The sequence below is a fragment of the Streptomyces sp. NPDC031426 genome (assembly GCF_055581585.1).
In genome coordinates, this window is the sequence record NZ_JBVIJE010000008.1 from 99314 (window position 1) to 114792 (window position 15479).

At 74.2% G+C, this 15479-nt stretch carries 10 protein-coding genes; 5 read left to right on the plus strand and 5 right to left on the minus strand.

Annotation, left to right across the window (positions count from 1 at the left end):
- Positions 1 to 21 precede the first annotated feature (21 nt).
- On the plus strand, positions 22 to 780 hold the full coding sequence (locus ACZ5NH_RS18200; RefSeq protein WP_468776368.1) for a PaaX family transcriptional regulator C-terminal domain-containing protein: 759 nt from the start codon (positions 22 to 24) through the stop codon (positions 778 to 780).
- 308 nt (positions 781 to 1088) lie between these two features.
- On the opposite strand, the gene ACZ5NH_RS18205 is transcribed toward ACZ5NH_RS18200, so the two are convergent.
- On the minus strand, positions 1089 to 3365 hold the full coding sequence (locus ACZ5NH_RS18205; RefSeq protein WP_468776371.1) for a DEAD/DEAH box helicase: 2277 nt from the start codon (positions 3363 to 3365) through the stop codon (positions 1089 to 1091).
- Between the two features lie 372 nt (positions 3366 to 3737).
- On the opposite strand from ACZ5NH_RS18205, the gene ACZ5NH_RS18210 reads away from it, so the two are divergent.
- Complete coding sequence (locus ACZ5NH_RS18210) at positions 3738 to 4424, plus strand: hypothetical protein (protein ID WP_468776373.1); 687 nt, start codon at positions 3738 to 3740, stop codon at positions 4422 to 4424.
- Between the two features lie 8 nt (positions 4425 to 4432).
- Positions 4433 to 8764 (plus strand): HAD-IC family P-type ATPase, encoded by a 4332-nt coding sequence (locus tag ACZ5NH_RS18215; protein WP_468776376.1) that lies wholly within the window; start codon positions 4433 to 4435, stop codon positions 8762 to 8764.
- A gap of 612 nt (positions 8765 to 9376) precedes the next feature.
- On the opposite strand, the gene ACZ5NH_RS18220 is transcribed toward ACZ5NH_RS18215, so the two are convergent.
- Positions 9377 to 10456 (minus strand): NADH:flavin oxidoreductase/NADH oxidase, encoded by a 1080-nt coding sequence (locus tag ACZ5NH_RS18220; RefSeq protein ID WP_468776378.1) that lies wholly within the window; start codon positions 10454 to 10456, stop codon positions 9377 to 9379.
- 131 nt (positions 10457 to 10587) lie between these two features.
- Between ACZ5NH_RS18220 and ACZ5NH_RS18225 the strand changes: the two genes are divergently transcribed.
- Positions 10588 to 10944 (plus strand): ArsR/SmtB family transcription factor, encoded by a 357-nt coding sequence (locus ACZ5NH_RS18225; RefSeq protein ID WP_468776380.1) that lies wholly within the window; start codon positions 10588 to 10590, stop codon positions 10942 to 10944.
- On the opposite strand, the gene ACZ5NH_RS18230 is transcribed toward ACZ5NH_RS18225, so the two are convergent.
- Together ACZ5NH_RS18230 and ACZ5NH_RS18235 are read right to left on the minus strand one after the other, a co-directional pair.
- The gene (locus ACZ5NH_RS18230) at positions 10861 to 12252 is read right to left on the minus strand and encodes a nucleobase:cation symporter-2 family protein (RefSeq protein WP_468776383.1); all 1392 of its coding nucleotides are present in this window, start codon (positions 12250 to 12252) and stop codon (positions 10861 to 10863) included. The genes ACZ5NH_RS18225 and ACZ5NH_RS18230 overlap by 84 nt on opposite strands.
- A gap of 143 nt (positions 12253 to 12395) precedes the next feature.
- The gene (locus ACZ5NH_RS18235) at positions 12396 to 13730 is read right to left on the minus strand and encodes an FAD-dependent oxidoreductase (RefSeq protein WP_468776385.1); all 1335 of its coding nucleotides are present in this window, start codon (positions 13728 to 13730) and stop codon (positions 12396 to 12398) included.
- Positions 13731 to 13937: 207 nt separating this feature from the next.
- Between ACZ5NH_RS18235 and ACZ5NH_RS18240 the strand changes: the two genes are divergently transcribed.
- The gene (locus ACZ5NH_RS18240) at positions 13938 to 14567 is read left to right on the plus strand and encodes a DUF6214 family protein (RefSeq protein ID WP_468776930.1); all 630 of its coding nucleotides are present in this window, start codon (positions 13938 to 13940) and stop codon (positions 14565 to 14567) included.
- 31 nt (positions 14568 to 14598) lie between these two features.
- On the opposite strand, the gene ACZ5NH_RS18245 is transcribed toward ACZ5NH_RS18240, so the two are convergent.
- Positions 14599 to 15267, minus strand: coding sequence for a TetR/AcrR family transcriptional regulator (locus ACZ5NH_RS18245; RefSeq protein ID WP_468776388.1), 669 nt, complete (start codon positions 15265 to 15267; stop codon positions 14599 to 14601).
- Positions 15268 to 15479: the final 212 nt, after the last annotated feature.

The window sequence follows — 15479 nt, forward strand, 5'->3', positions numbered from 1 at the left end:
GTGCCCGTACAGTACCTGCCCATGCGCATGAACGTCTCGCCCGAGCCCGAGGAGGCAGGCCTGCGGCCGCTGTCCGCGCGGTCGGTCGTGCTGAGCCTGCTCCTCGGCGCGCACCCGGCGGAGCTGCCGGTGAAGGACCTGGTGCTCCTGGTGGAGCCCTTCGGTGTCGGCGGCTCCACGCTGCGGGCCGCGCTCAGCCGGATGGTCACCGCGGGGGACCTGCGCCGCACCGCCGGCGTCTACCGGCTCAGCGACCGGCTGCTGGCCCGCCAGCGGCGCCAGGACGAGGCGCTCCGGCCGGGCACGCGCGCGTGGGACGGCGACTGGGAGATGGTGGTGATCACGGCGACCGGTCGGGGTCCCGCCGAACGCGCCGATCTGCGCGCCCGGTTGGCCGCGCTGCGCCTGGCGGAACTCCGCGAGGGCGTGTGGCTGCGCCCGGCCAACCTCGACCGTGCCCTGCCGGACATGCTCGGATCCGTCGCCCGGACGTACACCGCGCGACCCGATGAGCCCGCACATGACCTGGTCGCCCGGCTCTGGCCGCTGGACACCTGGGCGGCGACCGCGCGGACACTGCTCGCCCGCGCGGCCGCCGCCCGCACTCCGGCGGACCGCCTCACCGCCTACGCCGCGGCCGTACGCCACCTGCTCACCGACCCGGTCCTGCCACCCGGACTCCTCCCCGCCGACTGGCCCGGGGAGGCCCTGCGCACGGCCTATGCCGGCTATCAGCGGGAGCTGGCCGCGTCGGTGGGGCGAAGGGAGCGCGCCGCATGACCGCCCCGGCTCTCGAACCGTTCCTGCTCGCCCGGTTCCAGGAGGAGCAACGGGTGGCCGGGACGCGATCAGCGGCGCGCCCGGCGCGGTCTGGGGCGTGACGGCCGACGAGATCGAGCAGGTGCTCACCTCATGGGACGGGAGGACCACGCACACGCCGATGGGGCGGTTCGGCGCCGAGGCCCCGGGTGAAGCTGCTCACTCATGTGGCCCTTCACGATCCGGCGCCCTGCACCGCGCTGCGCCTGCGCGCCCTGCCGTACGCCGGCCATCCCGAATACGACGACTCCTGGCGCCCCTGGACGCCGTCAAGAAGCGCTGTCGGCCGCCTCGCCGGTACCCGGAACCGCGTCCGCCGGTTCGCCGGCCGCGCTGCCCACAGGGCCGGCCGCGCTCCCCACAGGGCCGGTCGCGCCGCCGACACTGCCGGTTCCGAAGCCCAGGCGGGTCTGTTCCTCGGCCACGATCCGGCGCGCCATCTCCGTGTCCGACACGTCGACGGCGTCCGGAGTCGCCTCCGCCACCGCGCTGCGGCGGGCGTAGGCGTCGAACAGGCGGACCTTCCTGCGCAGCATCTCCACCATCCGCTCGTCCACGCCGCCCGGAGCCAGAAGGCGGTGCACCCGGACCGGCCGTACCTGGCCCATGCGGTGGGCCCGCGCCACCGCCTGCTGTTCGACGGTTGGCTTGATCTGGGGCTCACAGATGATCACGACGGAGGCGGCCTGGAGGTTGAGTCCTACCCCCGCCGCCTGGATCTGCGCCAGCAGCACCGCCGGACCGGACACAGCAGTGAACTCGTCGACGAGCAGCTGGCGCCGCTCGGGCGGCACGCTCCCGGTGAGCGGGCCGACCACGGGCCCGCCGGCCCCTGACCCGGCGCAGAGCGCGTCCTCCACCACGCCCAGGACATCCCGGAAGTTGGAGAAGACCACCACCTTCAGCCCGTTCTCCGCCGCCTCCCGCACGATCTCGCGGAGCCGGACGAGCTTGGCGGACTTCTCCGGGCGGGCGTACGCGGCCCTGCGCATCGCCATGAAGTTGCCGGAGCGCACCGCCTCGCGGTACGCCTCCTCGTCCGAGGCGCTCGGTTCCTCCCACTCGTCCGTCTGCTGCAGGGCGGGCAGTTCGGCGAGGACATCCGCCTGGTTGCGGCGCAGGTAGACCGGTGCGACCGCTTTCCGGAAGGCCACCGAGCCCGGCAGTCCGGCATCGGCGCCGACACGGTCGGCCACGGTCTCGTCGAGCATCCGGACCAGGTTGCGGAACTCGGCGACCCGGTTCTCCATCGGCGTGCCCGTCATGAAGAGGACCCGTTCGCAGTGCCCCGCCCACTGCGCCACGGCCTGGGAGCGCAGGGCCCTGGGGTTCTTCACCCAGTGGGCCTCGTCCACCACCAGCATCCCGATCTCACCGCCGCCGGGGGCCGGGAAGCCGCGCAGGGCGTCGAAGGTCGTCACGGCGACGCCGCCCCGCCCCTTCCAGTACGCGAACGCGTCGTGCCGGTCCGGCCCGTGCAGGGGCGTGACATGGAGCCAGGTGCGTCCCTCGATCTCGCGCGTCCAGTTCACCAGCACGCTCGCCGGGCACACGACCATGAAGTGGCTCTGCCCCTCTGCGGCCAGATGCGTCAGCGCGGCCATGGCCTGGACGGTCTTGCCGAGCCCCATCTCGTCGCCCAGGATCACCTTGCGCTGCGCCAGGGCGAACCGGGCGCCGAACGCCTGGTAGCCGCGCAGCGACACGCGCAGCCGGGAGTCGTCGAGCTGCTGTCCCCGCACCCGCTCGGCGATCCCGTCGGGCAGGAACCCCTCGGCGGCGGCCGTGTCCGGGGCACGCCCGGAGATCTCGGTGAGCAGGCCGTAGTAGTCGGCGGAGCGCAGTTCGAAGTCCACCCAGGCCGCGAGGTCGTTCGACGTGCCCCGCAACAGGTCCACCGACGCCTGCGCGAGCGCCTCAGGGGTCCCGGCCTCGACCGCCTCCGCCACCAGCGTGCGCAGCTCCTCGACCGCCGCCAGCGCGCGCGCCTTCCTGGCCCGCCCGGCCGTCAGCATGCTCAGCCGCCCGGCCGCCGGCCGGCCCTCGGCCAGCGGGGGGCCGAGCCGCTGCGCCAGCTCGGCGGCGGTGCCGACCGCGCGCCGCGCTTCGGGCCCCGCCTCCACCAGGACGTGCAGGGCCATGACGAGCGCCGTGGTCCGCGGCTCCGGCCGGTCGACGTCGATGTGCACTGCGACGGTGTCGTGCACGGCGTCGGACAGCTGCCGTGCGGCCGCGACGATCTGGTCCGCGGTGCGCTGACCGACTCCGGGGATCTGCCGCAACCGGTAGGGACCGGCTTCGAGCACCTGCCGGACCGTGCGCAGTCCGCTCTTGTCGACACTGGCGAGCCGCAGCCGTCCGTCCGTGGCGTCCTGCAGCCGTGCCACGGGTATGGCGTCGAGCGCCTGCCCCACCACCGCGTCCTGAATCGGCTTCAGCGCCGCGCGGACCGCCTCTACCGCCCTGCCGTGGTCGTCGGCCAGTGCCTGTGCGGCCTCGTACAGACGGGCCGCCTGCGCGACCGCCTCCCTCTCCCTGCGCCCCATCCGCCCTCCCTCACGCCCATCCTTCCATCCGGCCATCCGGAGTTGACCGGTAGGACGGGAGTGCGGCGACCGGGACGGCCTCCTGGCAGCGGGTGAGGACCTGGATCCGGACCCCGGCCACTTCTATGCGCCGACCGATTTCGGCTGTGTTCGAGGCGCTGTTCCGAGGCCTCCGGGCGGGGCGGTTGCTGAGGCATCCGGGCAGGGTGGTTGCCGAGGCGTCCGGGCAGGGTGGTCGCGCGGTGCGGGTGGCGCGGGAGCGGCGCGAGGCGTTCCCTTGGAAGTGGGCACCCTCTGCGGAGAAACGGGGATGACCAGCACGGTTGCGGGCACTCGGTGGGGCACGCAAGGCGATCTCACCCGAGGAGAGTCATGGCTGAGCAGAAGTCGTCGTCGCTTCTCACGGCGCCGCTGCGCGGCGCGGCCTCCGCACTGCGCCGGGTGCCCGGCGCCGGGATGGTGACCAGGGCCGCGGAGGAAACCCTGGACAAGATGGGCGCGGTCTCGCCCCGCGGGCGGCGCATCGCGGTGTACGCGGGGGCCGGAGTGCTCGGGGCGGCGGGCGTGGTCGAGTGGCCCGTGGCCCTCACCGGCGCGGCCGTGGCCTGGCTCACCCAGCCCCGGCCCAAACTTCCGGCGGACGGCGGGCAGAGTCCCGAGGCCGCTCAGGACCTCGGCACCGCGGCCCTCGGGGCCGGCCACGGCGGCAGGTCCCCGGGCGCCCACCGCACGGGTGGGGCCAAGGCCGCCGAGGACGCCGAGACTTCCGGCGAGGCCTGGGACGCCGGCGCCGCCGAGGCCGGGGTCGAGGCCGCCGGGGCCGCCGAGGCGTCCGCAGGGAGCCGGACAGCCGGCGACGCCGGGACCCGTGCAAGCAGCCGGACGACCGGCAGCGCCGGGATCCCCACAGGCCCCACCGCATCCCGGACCCCCCGGACAACCGGCGGCACCAAGACGTCCGGCGGCCCCCGGACCACCCGCGGCGCCGAGGGCGCTGCGGGCAAGCACGCCACCGGGCCGCTCGGTCCCACGACCCGGCCCGACCGCACCACGCTCTGAGGAGGACCATGGCGCTGCGACTGCTGGCGATGCCCTCGGCGGCCGTACGGCTGCTGCCCTCGGCACCGCGGTTGCTGGCGCCGGCGGTCGGAGCGGCCGCCGGCGCCGCCGCGGGAACGGTGCGTGCAGGAGTCCGCGGCGCGGACGCCGCCGTACGCGTGGCGCGGGTCGCGCGCAACGCGCTGCCCGGCTCCGGCGGCCACTGGCGGGCCGGGGCCCGTGCCCATCTGGCCCTGCGGCCGGTGGCGCACGAGCATGTGCAGCGCGCGGGCGGCACGGCGCATCTGGCGCGCCGGGTGGCCGAAACGCTGGCCGAGCGGCCCGACGTGCTGTTCGCGTACTGGGACGAGGGGCTCGCGCGTCTGGTGGTGACCGCGACCAAGGACGAGGCCACCGACCGGATCGTGGACCACGCCGCCGAACTGGCCGAGGGACACGGACTGCTCCTGGCCGCGGATGTGGACGAGACCACGCATCCGGCCGACCCGGCCGGGGTGCGCGCGGCCGTGGCCACGCTCGCCGCCGACACGGTGGGCATCGGCGTCGCGGTCACCGCGTACGCGCTCCGGCTGCCGCCCACGCCGCGCCTGGCGACCGCGGTGGTGACCCTGCTGCGGGAGAACCCCCGTTTTCGCGCCTGGCTGCGCGGCCGGCTCGGAAACACCGGCATGGATCTCCTGCTGGCCTGCGCGAACGCCACCGTCCACGGAGCCGGACAGACCCCTACGTCCCTCGTCCTCGACAGCGTCCTGCGGGCCTGCCAGGTGGCCGAGACGGTGGCTCGCTCCGCCGCCTTCGACACGGTGCACGACCAGTTGTGCGCGCCCGGGCGCGTCAGCATCGCGGTGGACGGCGCTCCCCGCCCGCCGCTGCGGGAGTCCCCGGCCCAGGAGTATGCCGAGCACGCCTCCGCGGGCAGTGTGCTGGGCGCCGCGGCCACCCTGCTGGTCAAGCACGACGTCGCCGAGGCTGCGGAGGCGGTCCTCGCCGGCTCGCCGAAGGCCGCCCGCTACGGTCCCGCCGCCTTCCACGCGCTGCTGAGCGCAGCGCTCGCCCGCACGGGTGTCCTGGTCCGCGACCCGGACCGGCTGCGCCGGCTGGAGATGGCCGGCACGGTCGTCCTGCACTCCAGCGCGCTGTGCACGGACGAGGGCGAGGCCGACCCGTGGGCCGAACCGGTGCTGGACGCGGCCCGCCGGGCCCGCCTGCGCGTGGTGCTCGTGGACGACCCGGCCCTGGAGGACTTCACCGGCCTCGCCGACCAGGTCGTCGACCCACGCCGGCCGCTGGACGACGTCGTGTACCAGGCGCGCGGCGACGCCGGGGCGGTGCTCGCCGTCGCGCGGGTGCGCACGGCCGACGAGCACGACGTGCTGGCCGGGCTGCGCAACGCCGACATCGCCCTCGCCCTGACCGACCACGACGCCGCCGTGGTCTGGGGCGCGGACCTCCTCGCGCTGCACGGGCTGCCGGACATATGGCGGGTGCTGACCGCGATCCCGGCCGCCCGCACGGTCGGCGGGCATGCCCAGACCCTGGCCCGTTCCGGCGCCGCGCTCTCCGGGCTGCTGGTGGCCGTCGGCGAGTCGGGCGGCGGCCGTGGCCGCCTCGCCGCACTGCCGGGGCTGCGGCACGCCCCCGTGGACGCCGCCGCCGTGTTGGCCCTGTTCTCCGGGGGCCGGGCCGCGCTCGGCGTGGCGGCGGCCCGGCCGCCGCACCCGCACGCGCGCGTGCACTGGCACGAGCTGGACCCCGAGCAGGCCCAGGAGCGGCTGGAGCACGAACCGGCCGCCGAGGGCGGCGCTTTCGAGACGCTGGCCGCCCGTGTGCGCAGGGCCGCCGCCGGTGTGTCCGGGCATCCGGCCGCCGCGCCGCTGCGCTGGTCCTACCGGCTCGGCCAGGCCGTACGCGGCGAACTCCACGACCCGCTCACCCCGGTCCTCGCCGTCGGCTCGGCGGCGTCGGCGATCCTCGGCTCCGTCGTGGACGCCCTGCTCGTCGTCGGCGCGCTGGATCTGAACGCCCTGGTCGGCGGCATCCAGCGGCTGCGCGCCGAACGGGCGCTGTCCGGACTGGTCGCGGAGCAGCAGCAGAAGGCGCGCCTCGTACCGCCGGAGACAGAGGCCCCGGCCGGCGGCACGCGGACCGTGGAGGCGGGCAAGCTGCATCCGGGCGATGTGATCCAGCTGAAGGCGGACGACGTGGTGCCCGCCGACGCCCGGCTGCTGTGGCAGGACGGTCTGGAGGTCGACGAGTCCGCCCTGACCGGTGAGTCCCTGCCGGTGGAGAAACAGACGGATCCGACCCCGCACGCCGCGGTCGCCGACCGGCGGTGCATGGTCTTCGAGGGTACGACCGTGGTGGCGGGCCAGGCCCGTGGCGTGGTCGTCGACATCGGTGAGCACACGGAGGCCGCCCGCGCCGTCCACCTGGCCGCGCGTACGCCTCCGGCCGGCGGTGTACAGGCCCGGCTGCAGGAACTCACCCGCAAGGCACTGCCGCTGACCCTGGCGGGTGGTGCCGCGGTCACGGGCCTGGCGCTGGTGCGCGGCACCGCCATCCGGGACGCGGTCAGCGGTGGGGTGGCGGTGGGCGTGGCGGCCGTACCGGAGGGGCTGCCGCTGGTGGCTACGGTCGCGCAGCTCGCGGCCGCCCGGCGGCTGAGCCGTGACGGTGTCCTCGTCCGCACCCCGCGCACCCTGGAGGCGCTGGGCCGGATGGACACCTTCTGCTTCGACAAGACCGGCACGCTCACCGAGAACCGGTTGCGCCTGGTGCGCACCTCCGACGCCGACGGCACGGTGCGCCCGGTGGACGACCCGGGGTCCGCCGGCACCGTCCGGGCCGCCGTCCGCGCCTGTCCGCGCGTCGACGGCGACGCCGAGCGGCCGGTGCACGCCACCGACGAGGCCGTGCTGGCGGCGGCCGGTCCCGATCCGGACTGGACACAGTCCGCGGACCTGCCCTTCGAGGCGGCACGCGGATACGCCGCCGCCGTCGGCCGGAGCGGGGACGGCCCGCTACGGCTGGTGGTCAAGGGCGCCCCGGAGACGGTGCTGCCCGCGTGCGCAGGGCTGCCCGAGCACGCCTCGGAGGCGGCCCATGCGCTGGCGCGGGACGGCCTCAGGGTGCTGGCGGTGGCCGAACGGCGGCTGGGCGCCGACGAGCAGGAGGACGACGTCCTCGAACAGCCGCTGCGCGAGCTGAAGTTCATCGGGCTGCTCGCCCTGTCCGACGTACCGCGCGAGACCTCCACGGCGCTTGTGGCGGGCCTGATCGAGGCAGGCGTACGACCCGTCATGCTCACCGGGGACCATCCGCAGACCGCGCGGGCCATCGCGGCCGAGCTGGGCTGGCCCGAGGACACCGTCGTGGTCACCGGCGACGAGCTGGCGGCGGAGGACCGGGCGGCCAGGGCCCGGATGCTGCGCGACGCGGGTGTGGTGGCGCGGGTGGCGCCCGAGCAGAAGCTCCAGGTCGTGGAGGCGCTGCGGGACGCGGGCCGGGTCGTCGGCATGGTCGGCGACGGCGCCAACGACGCCGCGGCGATCCGCGCCGCCGACATCGGCGTCGGGATCAGCGCGCGCGGTTCGGCCGCGGCGCGCAACGCCGCCGACATCGTCCTCACCGACGGCGATCTGACGGTCCTGATCGACGCGGTCGGCGAGGGCCGGGCGCTGTGGCACAGCGTGGCCGACGCCATCGCCATCCTGATCGGCGGCAACGCGGGCGAGGTCGGCTTCGGCATCCTCGGCACGCTGCTGTCCGGCCGGGCGCCGCTGTCCACCCGGCAGATGCTCATGGTGAACCTCTTCACCGACCTGTTCCCGTCGATGGCGGTGGCGGTGACCGAGAAGGAGGACGCGCCGGCACTGGCCCGTGGCAGAGCGCCGGAGGACGACGAGCGCGGTGCCGTACGGGTCCGCGGCGGATCGCCGGAGGACGCCTCCGCCGTCCTGGGCGCGCCCCTGCTGCAGCAGATCCGGCACCGGGCGCTCACCACCTGCCTGGGCGCGCTGACGGCCTGGCTGATCGGCCGCTTCACACCCGGCACCGCGCGCCGCTCCAGCACGATGGCGCTGTGCGGGGTGGTCGGCACACAGCTCGTGCAGACATGGCTGGACCGGCGCGCGAGCCGCCTGGTGCAGATCACCTGCCTGGGTTCCGCAGCGGCGCTGTTCGCGGCGGTGCAGATCCCGGTCGCCAGCCACGCCGTCGGGTGCACCCCGCTCGGCCCCGCCGCCTGGGCCGGAGTCCTGGCGGCGATCGCCCTGGCCCTCGCGGGACAGCGGGTACTCCCTCGCCTGGAGGAGACGATCGGCCGCCTGCTCCCGGACTGACCACCGCACGCCCGCGCTCGGCTCGGCCGGTTGTGGTGGGCGCGGTTGGATCGGCGGGTGGCGGGTGGCGGGTGGCGGGTGGCGGGTGGCTGTGGTCGGTTCGGCAGGTGGTGATGGGCGCGGTTGGATCGGCCGGTGGTCGGTGGCTGTGGTCGGTGGCTGTGCTCGGTTCGGCCGGTGGTCGCGGAGGGCCGCGCTGGATCGGCCGCTGGTGGTGGGCGGCGCGTACGCTCAGGCCGGCCGTCGGTGTTCGGTGGCCGCGCTGGATCGGCCGCTGGTGGTGGGTGGCTGTGGTCGGTTCGGCCGGTGGTGGTGGGTGGCTGTGGTCGGTTCGGCCGGTGGTGGTGGGTGCTGCGGTCAGGCCGGCCGGTGGTGGTGGGCGGCGCGTACGCGCAGGCCGGCCGTCGGTGTTCGGTGGCCGCGCTGGATCGGCCGCTGGTGGTCGGTGGCCGTGGTCGGTCCGGCCGGTGGTGATGGGCGGCCGCGCTGGATCGGCCGCTGGTGGTCGGTGGCCGTGGTCGGTCCGGCCGGTGGTGATGGGCGGCCGCGCTGGATCGGCCGGTGGTCGCGGAGGGCCGCGCTGGATCGGCCGGTGGTCGCGGGCGGCGGTGGTCAGGCCGACCGGTGGTACGGGTTCGGCACCCTGACCTCGCCGCCCAGTTCGCGGGCCGCGTGTCGGGCCCAGGACGGGTTGCGCAGCAGCTCGCGGCCCAGCAGGACGGCGTCGGCCTCGCCGTTGGTCACGATCTTCTCGGCCTGTCCGGCCTCGGTGATCAGGCCGACGGCGGCGACGCGCAGCGGGGTCTCGGCCTTCACCCGGGCGGCGAACGGCACCTGGTAGCCGGGCCCGGTCGGAATGGTCACGCCGGAGGCGTTGCCGCCGGTGGAGACGTCGAGCAGGTCGACGCCGTGCGCGTGCAGGTCGCGGGCGAAGCGGACCGTGTCCTCGGTGGTCCAGCCGCCGTCCTGGAGCCAGTCGGTGGCCGAGATGCGGAAGAACACCGGCTTGTCCTCGGGCCACACCCCCCGTACGGCGTCCACGACTTCGAGGGCGAACCGGGTGCGGTTCTCGTACGAGCCGCCGTAGACGTCCGTGCGGTGGTTGGAGTGCGGGGAGAGGAACTCGTTGATCAGGTAGCCGTGGGCGCCATGGATCTCGGCGATCTCGAAGCCGGCGGCGAGCGCCCGGCGGGCCGCCGCGGCGAACTGGCCGACGACCTCATGGATCTCGTCCACCGTCAACTCGGTGGGCACGGGGTGGCGCTCGTCGAACGGCACCGCGCTCGGGGCGACCGGCCGCCAGCCACGCGCCTCCGGTCCCAGCGGCGCGCCGCCCTTCCACGGCTGGTCGGTGGACGCCTTGCGGCCACCGTGCGCGAGCTGGACCCCCGGCACCGTGCCCTGGGCGGTGAGGAAGCGGGTGATCCGGCGGAAGGCCTCCACCTGGGTGTCGTTCCACAGACCGAGGTCGTAGGGGGAGATCCGGCCCTCCCGCGAGACCGCGGTGGCCTCCACGATGATCAGACCGGTGCCGCCCGTGGCGCGCGCCGCGTAGTGCGCGAAGTGCCAGTCGTGCGGGGCGCCCGCGAGCGGACCCTCCGGCTCGGCCGAGTACTGGCACATCGGCGGCATCCACACCCGGTTCGGGATGGTCACTTCGCGCAGGGTGATGCTCTCGAAGAGCGAGCTCACGACAGACTCCGTTCGTCACGGGACCGCTGGTCGCCTCGTACGATAACCCTCGTACTACGAGACATGTCAAACTACGATGTCTCTCGTACAATGGTCGCAGTCGAGGAGTTCCGTGACGAAGGGCAGCCGCCGTGACCGAGACCGCCACCGCCGGCCGCGCGCTGCCGCATCCGGAGCGGGAGGAGATCCGCCTGGAGGGCGTGCTGCACGCGCTCTCCGACCCGATGCGGCTGCAGATTGTGCGTGAACTCGCCGCTCGGGAAGCCGAGTTGACCTGCTCGCAGTTCGAACTGCCGGTGACCAAGTCCACCACCACGCACCACTTCAGGGTGCTGCGGGAGAGCGGGGTCATCCGGCAGGTCTACCGGGGCACGGCCAAGATGAACGACCTGCGCCGGGACGATCTAGACGGACTCTTCCCGGGGCTGCTCGACAGCCTCCTCGCGGCCGCCGACCGGCAGGCCGGCCGACTCGGTGACGGTGCCTGAACCCTCCTTCCCCCGAAGGTGGTTGAAGAACAGGTTGAGTACGATCGCGGACAGGCAGCCCGCGCTGATCCCGCTGTTCATCACCGTCTGGAACCAGTCCGGGAACTTCTCGTAGACCGTCGGCACACCCACCGGCAGCACGCCGATCGCCACCGACACGGCCACCACGGTCAGATTGTGGTTGTCCTTGAAGTCCACCCCGGCCAGCGTCCGCAACCCGCTAGCCGCGACCGTGCCGAACATGACCAGCCCCGCGCCGCCCAGCACCGGCGCCGGGATCGCCGCGACCACCGCGCCCAGCTTGGGCAGCAGACCGAGCAGCACCAGGATCCCGCCGGCCGCCGCCACCACCCAGCGGCTGCGCACCCGGGTCATCCCGACCAGGCCGACGTTCTGCGCGTACGCCGTGTACGGGAAGGTGTTGAACACCCCGCCCAGCACCGTCGACAGGCCGTCTGCGCGCAGCCCGTCGGCGAGCGGGCGCGGCTCGACCTTCCGCCCGGTCAGCTCGCCCACCGCGATCAGGTCACCGGTCGTCTCGGTCATCGTCACCAGGGCGACCACCAGCATGGACACGATCGCGGACGCCCTGAACTGCGGCGCCCCGAAGTGGAACGGCGTGCTGATGCCGACCCAGTCGGCGCCGGAGACCCCGCTGAAGTCGGTGAACCCGAACGGCACCGCGACCGCCAGGCCCGCCGCGATCCCGATCAGGACGGCGATCCGGCCGAGGGCGGGCGGCGCGAACCGCTGTACGGCCAGCACCACCGCCAGCACGAAGGCCGCCAGCGCCAGGTTCTTGGGCTCCCCGAAGTCCTTCGCACCGGCGCCGCCCGCCGCCCAGTTGCCCGCGACCGGCAGCAGCGAGACCCCGATGATCAGGATCACCGTGCCGGTCACCAGCGGCGGGAAGAAGCGCAACAGCCTGCCGAAGACGGGCGCGAGCAGCATGATCGCCAGACCCGCGACGATCACCGAGCCGTAGATCGCGGGCAGTCCGCCGCCCGTCGTCCCGATGAGCACCATCGGTGACACGGCCGCGAACGTACAGCCCTGCATGATCGGCAGCCGGACGCCGAACCGCCAGAAACCGACGCACTGGATCAGCGTGGCGATCCCGCACACCAGCAGGTCGGCGGTGATCAGATACGCCAGGTCGGCGGGCGACAGCTTCATCGCGCCGCCCACGATCAGCGGCACGGCGACGGCACCCGCGTACATCGCGAGCACGTGCTGCAGCCCGAAGGCCGCCAGCTGCCGTGCCGGTGGTATCTCGTCGACGGGGTGGACATCTGCGGTGGTGGCCATGGGTACTCCAGCAGTGCGCGGGCGGGGAGTGACTTCCGAACAGGACGAGACCGTAAGCGCCTTGAACAGTTTGTTGATTTCCGGTCTGTTGCCGCTGTGTGTCATGCCCGCCCGGCCGCCGCGGAATCCCTGGCCACCGGGGGCTATGCCGACCGGGCCGCCGTGAGCAGCGCGTCCCAGTCGGCCAGCTTGACCACGCTCCGGCCGAGTCGCGCGCCCAGCTCGGCCTCGGCCCGCTCGATCGCCAGCCACCCCGTCCACGGCACCGGCTCGATGCTGGCCGCCCGCAGCGCGGACACCGGATCCTCGGGCACCTGCCGGCGCAGCAGCGCCGGAGCGTCCGCGAGCAGGGAGGTCACCGTCTCCTTGGCGCAGGGCCGGTTGGTGCCGATGACACCCGTCGGACCGCGCTTGATCCACCCGGCGACGTACTCGCCGGGGGAGGGGGCACCCTCGCGTACGACCCGCCCTGCCGCGTTCGGCACCGTGCCGCTGGGCGCGTCGAACGGCAGCCCGTCCGGCGGCACTCCGCGATAGCCCACCGAGCGCAGCACCAGCTGGGCGGGCAGGTCCATGAACCGGCCGGTGCCCGTCACCCCGCCCCGCCCGTCGGGCGCAGTCCGCTCGAGGCGCACGGCGCCCACCCGGCCTGCGTCCGCGAGCAGTTCCACGGGCCGCATGAAGAACCGCAGGTCGATGCGCCGGGCGGCCCCGGCCGGGGGCCTGGCTGCCCAGCCGCGGAGCACCTCCAGATTGCGGCGCGGTACCGCGGGCAGGGCGGCGGGGTCCGCCGGATCCAGCGCCAGGTCGGCCGGATCGACGCCGACCGCGGTGTCGGGCAGCGCGCCCAGCTCGCGCAGCTCCTTGGTGGTGAAGCGGGCCTGCGTCGGGCCGCGCCGGCCCACCATGTGCACCTCGGTGATCCCGCTCGCCGTCAGCGTGTCCAGCGCCGCCTGAGGCATGTCCGTCGGGCGCAGCTCCGCGGCACCCCGGACCAGCATCCGCGTGACGTCCACCGCCACATTGCCCACGCCGATGACGACGGCCGACCGCACTCCGCGCAGAAAGCCCGAGTCGGCCGCGTCCGGATGGGCGCTGTACCAGGCCACGAAGTCGGTCGCCGACCAACTGCCCGGCAGCTCCTCGCCCGGAATCCCGAGCCGGCGGTCGGCGGCGGCGCCCACGCAGTACACCACGGCGTGGTACAGCTCCCGCAGCCGCTCCACCGTCAGCCCCCCGGGGCCGCCCACCCGGACCCCGCCGAGGAACCGCACCCGCTCGTGCTCCAGCACCGTCCTCAGGCTGCCCTGCAGGGACTTGATCTTCTCGTGGTCCGGGGCGACGCCGTACCGGACCAGGCCGTACGGGCACGGCAGCCGGTCCAGTACGTCCACGTACACGCCTGGGTCCTGCTGAACCAGGGTCTGGGCGGTGTAACACCCGCTCGGCCCCGAACCGACGACGGCGACACGCAGCACAGCGGTACTCCTCGGACGACGGGGGTGGCGAAGGAGGTGGTGTGCGGACGGCTCCAGCATGGCACCCGCAGGTCCGGGACGGCAGGGGCCGGCGGGGTGACTACGAAGCGTGTCCATTCGTATGGATGGTGATCATGAGGCTACGTTGCGTGTGTGCGGGAGGCATCCTTTCTTGATCTTTCCGAGCGGGACGCGAAGGACGGTGTGGTGTCCGTGTGGCCCGCGTGGAAGGTGCGGGAGAACGGCGAGGCCACGTCCTGGTTCCATGTGCGGCTGGCCTTTCCGGACGGTGCTCAGGTCGACGCGCTCGCCGTCGTGCGCGAGGGCTGCGTGTCCATCGAGGACGTCAGGGCCCAGCCGGCCCTGTCCCTCGCCGATCTGACGGTGCTCGCGGACTGGATCGAGGGTCCGCTGTTCGAGTCGTGCGGGGTGGAGCGGCCGTACGAGGGCGACGGCGACGAGCACCCGGAGGAGCGGTACGAACCGGAAGCCGACGCCGAGGCGGCGGCCGGTGCGCAGGAGGTCGCCGAGGAGGAGGCCGGTGTGGCGGCGGCCGCCGAGGAGCAGGTCGGTGAAGGGGCGGTCGCCGAGGAGAAGGTCGCCGAGGAGGAGGGCGCGCTCTGTGTGGGTCCGCGGCGTGCCCGGCCGGTCTGGCCGCGCGGCATCGAGGGCCGTCGGCTGGTCGCACAGGAGTACCGGGCCGCACAGGAGGAGGGTGGTGACCCGGTGCTCGCCGTGATGAGCGCGACCGGACTCAGCCGCCGTCGCTCCCTCAGGCTGATCGCCCAGGCACGGGACGCGGGATTCCTGACGCCCCGCCATGTGCGCCGCGACTGAGGCGAGTTGCCGTCGCCGCATCACGCGTCCGTCATGGACTGCTCGGCCGCTCCTCCGTCGCGAAGAACCGGGACAGGTCCTGCTCCCGCGCCTCCCTGCCCTGCTCGCTCTCCGGAGGCACCCCGGACTCCCAGTCGAGCCCGTACCGCTGGAACAGTTCGGCCCGCAGCGCGGGGACGGGCATCGGCACCCCCGGCACCAGCGCCGAGTACACCGCGCCCATCAGCAGGGCGCGCAGCATCGGATAGTCGACGGCGACGTCCTGGGAGCCGTACCGGGCGACGGTGTCGCTGAGCAGTTCCGACAGCCGGCGCTGCTCCGGGCACTGCACGAAGCCCTCCGCCTGCAGCAGTCCAGCCATGTGCTGCCGCATCAGCACCGGCCGGTCGTGGGCCAGGCCCAGGATCGCGTCGATGGCGCGGGCGAGACGCTCGCGGCCGTCCTCGGTGTGCGGTTCCCGCTCCAGCGCCTCCTCCAGTGTGCGGTGCATCAGCCGGTGTACGGCGGACTGCACCAGTTGGCGCTTGCCGGGGAAGTAGTACGACACCAGTCCGCGCGCCGAACCGGCGCGGTCCGCGATGTCGCCCAGCGTGGTGGCCTCGAAGCCGCGCTCGTCCACCAGTTCCACGGCGGCCTGCAACAGCCGCTCCCGGGAACGCCGCCGCAACTCTTCGTTGACCGAGGCGCTGCGCGGGGACATCCTGTAACTCCTGCGTTGACTGGCTGCCAGCCAACTATACTCACCGCAGTGGGCATGCCATGTGCGTGCCCTGTCCAGGGCTGCCGTCCGCCTGGGGCGACGCGGGGGATCGTCTCAGGCGGACGGCTTGGCAGCGAGGCCTTTCCGTGGCGTGCTCGTGGTGCCCCCGGCTCGCTGCCCGGCCCACGCCTCCCCTCGATCTCGCACACCGC

Coding starts and splice junctions, on each gene's coding strand:
- ACZ5NH_RS18200 (WP_468776368.1), top strand. CDS start 22: ATGCGCATGAACGTCTCGCCCGAGCCCGAGGAGGCAGGCCTGCGGCCG.
- ACZ5NH_RS18205 (WP_468776371.1), bottom strand. CDS start 3,365: ATGGGGCGCAGGGAGAGGGAGGCGGTCGCGCAGGCGGCCCGTCTGTAC.
- ACZ5NH_RS18210 (WP_468776373.1), top strand. CDS start 3,738: ATGGCTGAGCAGAAGTCGTCGTCGCTTCTCACGGCGCCGCTGCGCGGC.
- ACZ5NH_RS18215 (WP_468776376.1), top strand. CDS start 4,433: ATGGCGCTGCGACTGCTGGCGATGCCCTCGGCGGCCGTACGGCTGCTG.
- ACZ5NH_RS18230 (WP_468776383.1), bottom strand. CDS start 12,252: ATGGCCACCACCGCAGATGTCCACCCCGTCGACGAGATACCACCGGCA.
- ACZ5NH_RS18245 (WP_468776388.1), bottom strand. CDS start 15,267: ATGTCCCCGCGCAGCGCCTCGGTCAACGAAGAGTTGCGGCGGCGTTCC.